Source organism: Thermincola ferriacetica, from assembly GCF_001263415.1.
GTDB classification, from domain to species: Bacteria; Bacillota; Thermincolia; order Thermincolales; family Thermincolaceae; genus Thermincola; species Thermincola ferriacetica.
On record NZ_LGTE01000049.1, the window covers coordinates 1 to 3,372 of the forward strand.

A 3,372-nucleotide genomic window follows, 5' to 3' on the forward strand; every position below is an offset into this window, starting at 1 on the left:
AAGCATATCAGACAACGAGGTTATTTTGGTCAAAAACATCCGTTTTTGTTTGCCGAAATTCATCCATTTTATTTTACCACTTACACTTGCGCTATTTGCATTTACTAATAAATCTAGTCCTACACCAATAGATTGCTGAATGGTATAAATAACTCTATCAATATTGTCATAAGAATCCTTACCTAAACTTCGTTCTCCATTTTTAATTTTTTGTAGAATACTCAAGAAGTTCTCATATTCCTTTTCAAAAATGCGGCTATCGTCTATAAACAAATCAGTTTTTATAGGACGCACATATTTAGTGGTTCCAGCAATAACTGATGAGCATAATAGATAACCTCTTACTTTCGTCTTATTCGTGATAACATTTGGGACATACTCCAACACTCTCTTCGTAACATTTGAAAATTCATCTAACGTTGTCTTTGGTGTTTGTAAGTCTTCTGATAATGACTTCAAATAAATTCCTCCTTGTAAAAATTGTAATTTCGTCTAACCACCGAAATGCCACGCCGCTGTATGCTTCGCGGCATAAATAATGTGTGAAAACGGGGCAGCCGTTCCATATTTTTACTATACAACAAATTCGCTGTTTGTTAAACACCGGCATTCTATATGGTACATCTGTACAGCGCGAAATGCCAAAAAGCGAATCCAAGTTGGGATAAATCCGAGCCTAACCTTGTGATGGGATAATTCCATAACTGCTTCTATACACGCGGCTTCGTCCAACACGTGTTGCCGCAATTGAGCATATTGAAGAATGGCTAAACACCGGCAGGGCCAGTGCTTTGCCGGTGTTTTTGCATGCTCAACTGCGGAAACACGGCTTTATGTTAGGCGATGTGGCCAAAAATAACAGCCTGGAATCGCGTTGTTATTTCCATTAATTTCTTGTATTGAGTAATATATTGATATAAAATGTAATTAGTTGAAAATGAGGTGTCAAGATGAAGGAGTTAAAAAGAACTGACAATCAAAAGTTTTCCGAACAGGAAGCTTCTGAATTTTTAATTACAGAATATAATCAGTCTTTTGAACAAATGCGGCATTATCATTCTACTCAAAACTCTTTAATTACTTTTAGTCTTACCGGATATATAGCAGTCTTTACAGCAACATTTGCATTATACCAATCAAAATCTGGTGGTTCAATTAAATATTTGTTTATATTATTAATCTTTTTACTGAGTTTTATAGTAGGTTTGACGATTTTAACAGCCTTCGTCAGGAACAGAATATATTTCACCATTGTAGCCCAACAGGTCAACTCTATTAGAAATTATTTTTTATGTAATTCAACTCTAGATTTTATTCTTTATAATAAAGGATATCTGAGACACGACCGTCCTAGAAATTTTAATCCTATTAGCCCGTACTCTATCTACATTTATGTTATATCCTTATTTAATTCGAGTTTACTCAGTTCTGGAATAATTCTACTTACACATTTTATATTTCAATTGGCTGTTGGTTCTTCAATAATTTGGGGTATTGTATTTGGCTTCGTTAGTTTTACCATTCAACTCTATATGACAATTAAATGCTTTAAAAACAAGGATAAGCAAAGAGCCGACGATGCCGTTTGGGGAGGTTAGAAAAAATAAATATTAAGGAGGTGAATTTGGATGCTAGAAATAATGATATGGGATGTACAACATGGAAGTGCTACTTATGCCAAAACACCTGAGGGGAAACATTTTGTTATCGATTTAGGAACTGGGTCTTTTGTAGGAGATAATGACGAATTTAGTCCCTTATTACATTTGAAGAACAACTATGGCATAACATCTATTGACGAAGTTATTATTACTCATCCCCATACAGATCATCTTGATGACATTTTCAATTTTGACAAACTATCTCCTAAAGCACTTAGAAGACCTAAACACCTTACCGAAGATGATATTAGAAAGGCTAATCCAGATTCTGATAGTGACAAAATTGACAAATATCTTGAAATAAATGACAGATTTAATTTAACAATTAAAGATGAAGACAATCCCGAACTTCCAGAAAATAATGGCGGAGTTAAATTTCATTGCTTTACTCCAACAAATTGCGGAAAGTCTAACATTAATAACCATAGCATCGTAACTGTAATTGAATACTTAGGCGTAAAAGTAATAATTCCTGGGGATAATGAATCCGCTTCTTGGAAGGAGTTATTAGAAAATAGCAGTTTTGTTAAAGCCATAAGTAATGCAAATATTTTAGTAGCATCACATCACGGAAGAGACTCAGGTTATTGTGAAGAAATATTTGAACACTTTACGCCTGATCTAGTAATAGTCTCAGATGACGAAGAAACTGATACATCTGTAACAGACAAATACACGAAAAAAGCCAATGGATGGACAGTATTTAAAAGGAGCGACAGAAGTTCAAAGAAAAGATACTGCTTAACTACTAGAAATGATGGTGAAATCCTAATTAAAATTGGCAAAGACAGCAATGGAAAAGTGTTCATGAATGTTTCAATTGTATAAACTCTATTCTTCAACCTACAAAAACTGTAGGTTGAATTTTTTTGGCCATTTCGCCTAACGCTGTGGCTGGAAACGAACTTGCCCCGCCCGCACAGCTGGCGCGGTTTTTGCACCTGGTCCGCAAAAATCGTGACACCAATACTGTCGTTTAGAACGCCGTTAGTCGGCCATTCTGCGAAGCCGCTCATTTATGTCGGCTTTATTACTTTATTGAGTAGGAACGGCCCATTGGCCAGGCACACGGCGGCCTTTTCCCAGTGTGCCGCCTGGCCAGTGGTACCAAAATAAGCGGCGTGGTGGGTCGTTGTCGTAGCCCTGGCCCCTCCCCCTTGGTGGCGCGATTTTTGCCAGGTAACTGCAAAAACCGTGACAGCCGAGGACGGGACAAGTTGGGTCGGAGCACAGCGCAGCCGTTTAGCCTGTTGTTGGGTGATGTCTCCGGGCGTCCGGTTTTCAGTTCATTAGTTCCATAACACTAACCGCGTATCAATTTTATCAAAGCAAGGCTAATACCAACAATGCTGACTATCAAGATTAACACTGCTCCAACTTTGTTAACATTTTCCTAAAAATAATCAAAGCTCCAGACACAAGTGCAATTCCATAAACAGCAAACATTATGTAAGCATTATCAACAGCTGTAAGTATTAATAGCAAAAGTACGCTAGCAATGCCCAACCAATCTTGGGAAGATAGTTTGCTCATACAATATACTCCTTCCTTTCGTGCAAACCATCAAAGTCAAGAAATACATATTTCTTTCAATTTTCTTTCAATTAATAATATGAATCCGAGGAGATTTCGCCGTCACGGTAGGACTGCCAGTTACCCGACAACCCCCGCACAGATCCCGGCGTGCGGAACTACCGCACCGGGCTCTTCG

General features: G+C 37.7%; 4 protein-coding genes. 2 read left to right on the top strand and 2 right to left on the bottom strand.

The window, feature by feature from the left end:
• A partial coding sequence (locus tag Tfer_RS15540) for a hypothetical protein (protein WP_200901054.1) occupies positions 1–459 on the bottom strand: 459 nt, incomplete at its 3' end.
• A 491-nt stretch (positions 460–950) separates the two neighbouring features.
• On the opposite strand from Tfer_RS15540, the gene Tfer_RS15545 reads away from it, so the two are divergent.
• Both Tfer_RS15545 and Tfer_RS15550 read left to right on the top strand, forming a co-directional pair.
• Entirely contained in the window at positions 951–1,598 is a 648-nt protein-coding gene (locus Tfer_RS15545; protein WP_052219184.1) for a hypothetical protein, read from the top strand.
• 30 nt (positions 1,599–1,628) lie between these two features.
• Positions 1,629–2,489: a ComEC/Rec2 family competence protein gene (locus tag Tfer_RS15550; RefSeq protein ID WP_052219185.1), complete on the top strand. Its 861-nt coding sequence runs from the start codon at positions 1,629–1,631 to the stop codon at positions 2,487–2,489.
• Positions 2,490–3,023: 534 nt separating this feature from the next.
• Here Tfer_RS15550 and Tfer_RS16675 read toward each other — a convergent pair.
• Complete coding sequence (locus Tfer_RS16675; protein WP_160315581.1) at positions 3,024–3,194, bottom strand: hypothetical protein; 171 nt, start codon at positions 3,192–3,194, stop codon at positions 3,024–3,026.
• Between the last annotated feature and the right edge of the window lie 178 nt (positions 3,195–3,372).